This is a genomic window from Staphylococcus sp. HMSC65H10, from assembly GCF_001839185.1.
In the GTDB taxonomy this organism is placed as follows: Bacteria; Bacillota; Bacilli; order Staphylococcales; family Staphylococcaceae; genus Staphylococcus; species Staphylococcus simulans.
In genome coordinates this window covers 56,588-59,248 of sequence record NZ_KV840420.1, presented here as the reverse complement: position 1 = coordinate 59,248, position 2,661 = coordinate 56,588, and the positions used below count along the sequence as shown (strand labels likewise).

General features: G+C 42.5%; 1 protein-coding gene and 1 pseudogene. One reads left to right on the top strand and one right to left on the bottom strand.

All coding sequences use genetic code 11. From position 1 onward, the window contains the following. Nucleotides 1–248 (top strand): annotated as a pseudogene (locus HMPREF3270_RS11685) (ornithine carbamoyltransferase subunit F); the annotation flags it as partial. A gap of 87 nt (nt 249–335) precedes the next feature. Here HMPREF3270_RS11685 and HMPREF3270_RS14390 read toward each other — a convergent pair. Further along, a partial coding sequence (locus HMPREF3270_RS14390; RefSeq protein ID WP_176746750.1) for an Ig-like domain-containing protein occupies nt 336–2,661 on the bottom strand: 2,326 nt, incomplete at its 5' end.

The window sequence follows — 2,661 nt, the reverse complement described above, 5'->3', positions numbered from 1 at the left end:
ACCAAGTAAACCAAGACATGATCGAAAAAACAGGCAACCCACATGTTATTTTCGAACACTGCTTACCTTCATTCCACAACACTGACACAACAATCGGTAAACAAATAGAGGAAAAACACGGCTTAAAAGAAATGGAAGTTACAGATGAAGTCTTCGAAGGCAAACACTCTATTGTATTCCAAGAAGCTGAAAACCGTATGCACACTATCAAAGCTGTGATGGTTGCGACTCTAGGAGATATTGGATAATTCAATTTCACTTTATAAATAAAGAAATGCCATGGTAATGGGGTTCAATCCCTACCATGGCATTTTTACTTTAGACTACCCTCAGTCTTATTTATCTGTTTTTTCGTTCTTATTAAAGCGTCTTGCGATAAATCCTAAACCAAACAATGTCAACAATGAACCTAATAACGGCATTGATGATGTTTCATTACCTGTTTCAGGTAATGCTTGTTTATTAGGCTTACTTTCTTTTTTATGAGTAGAAGTTTTAGAGTTTAAAATTGTTGATTTTTTATCTTGAACATCTTTTTCCACTGATTTTGTTTTCACATTTTCTGTATCATTTTGTGTAGTTACTTCACCAGTGCTTTCTTTTGATATGTCATTGTTTTCAACAGTAACTTCATCATTTTCTTCCTCTTTTTCAGACTCTATTACTGTATCTTCTTTAGAAGGAGAACTTTCAGTAGACGTTTCTTCTGTTTCTTTTACTGGTTCTTTCGCAACTGGAGTCTCTGATCCTGTCGATGTTGGTTCTTCTACCGGTTCCTCTGGCGTCGGTTCTGTCGGTGTTGCTTCTTCCACAGGTGCTTCCGGTATTACTTCTGGTGCCGGTTCTATTGGTGTTTCTGCCTCTGGCTCGGATGGCACTTCTGGAATCTCTTCAACTGGTACTTCCGGTGCTGTCGGTGTTGTTTCTTCTGCCGGTACTTCTGGTGTTACTTCTGGTACAGGTGTTGTTGGCGTTTCGGCATCTGGTTTTGTTGGTACTTCAAGCACTTCTTCGACTGGTATTTCTGGTTCTGTCGGTGTTGCTTCTTCCACCGGTACTTCTGGCGTTACCTCCGGTGCTGGTTCTGTTGGTGTTTCTGGTTCCGGCTCGGCCGGTACTTCAGGCACTTCTTCGACTGGAATTTCCGGCTCTGTCGGTGTTGTTTCTTCCACCGGTACTTCTGGTGTTACCTCCGATGCTGGTTCTGTTGGTGTTTCTGGTTCCGGTTCAGCCGGTACTTCTGGCACTTCTTCGACCGGCACTTCCGGCTCTGTCGGTGTTGTTTCTTCCACCGGTACTTCTGGTGTTACCTCCGGTGCTGGTTCTGCTGGTGTTTCTACCTCCGGCTCGGCTGGCACTTCAACCAACACAATTTCACTTTCAACTGTATCAGATTGATTTTCCGCTAAATCTTTAGCATATACTTTCACAGTTTCATTATCTATAAGAGATTGTCCATCTAGTAATTCAACATTCCAATTACCTTCTGCATCTGCTTTAGTTTCTAAAATCTTACCATTAGCTAATACTACAAACACTTTTGAATTAGGCTCTGCCGAACCACCTATAGCTTGATCAGTAGATTTAATTTCATTCACAACAGGTGCTTTCGGCGCCACAGTATCTTTGACAGTTTGTGTTGCTTCTGGTGACTTGTTGTTCGCTACGTCTGATGTTACTGCTTTAATAACTTCATTATGTGCTAATGGAGTTTCTAGTGTAGTTGTCCAAACACCTTTATCGTCCGTCTTAACTTCTGCAGTTTTGCCGTTCGGTAATGTTAAAGTTACCGTGCTTAATGGTTCGCTTGTACCGCTTACCACTTTGTCTCCCGCCTCAATCGTATCGATTGTCGGAACAGCTGGAACTACTGTATCTTTGACGGTTTGTGTCGCTTCTGGTGATTTGTTGTTCGCTACGTCTGACGTAACTGCTTTAATTACTGCATCATGTACTAATGGTGTTTCTAATGTAGTTGTCCAAACGCCTTTATCATCTGCTTTAACATCTTTAGTAGTACCATCTGGTAATGTTAAAGTCACCGTACTCAATGGTTCACTTGTGCCACTCACTTCTTTAGTTCCTGCTTCGATTGTGTTGATTACTGGTACTGCTGGAACTACTGTATCTTTCACAGTTTGCGTCGCTTCTGCTGATTTATTGTTCGCCACATCTGACGCAACTGCTTTGATCACTGCGTCATGTGCTAACGGTTCTGCCAATTCCGCTGTCCACTTGCCGTCTGCATCTGCTTTCACTTCTGTTGTTTTACCATCCGGCAATGTCAATGTCACTGTGCTTAATGGCTCGCTTGTGCCATTTACTACTTTAGCTCCTGCTTCAATCGTATCAATTGTCGGAACGGCTGGTGCTGTTGTATCTTTCACAGTTTGTGTCGCTTCTGGCGATTTGTTGTTCGCTACGTCTGAAGCTACTGCTTTGATTACTGCGTTATGTGTTAATGGTTCTGCCAATTCTGTTGTCCACTTGCCGTCTGCATCTGCTTTTACTTCTGTAGTTTTACCATCTGGTAACGTCAATGTTACCGTGCTCAGTGGTTCGCTTGTTCCGCTTACTACTTTAGCTCCCGCTTCAATCTTATCGATTGTCGGAGCCGCTGGTGCTGTTGTATCTTTCACAGTTTGTGCCGCTTCTGGTGAT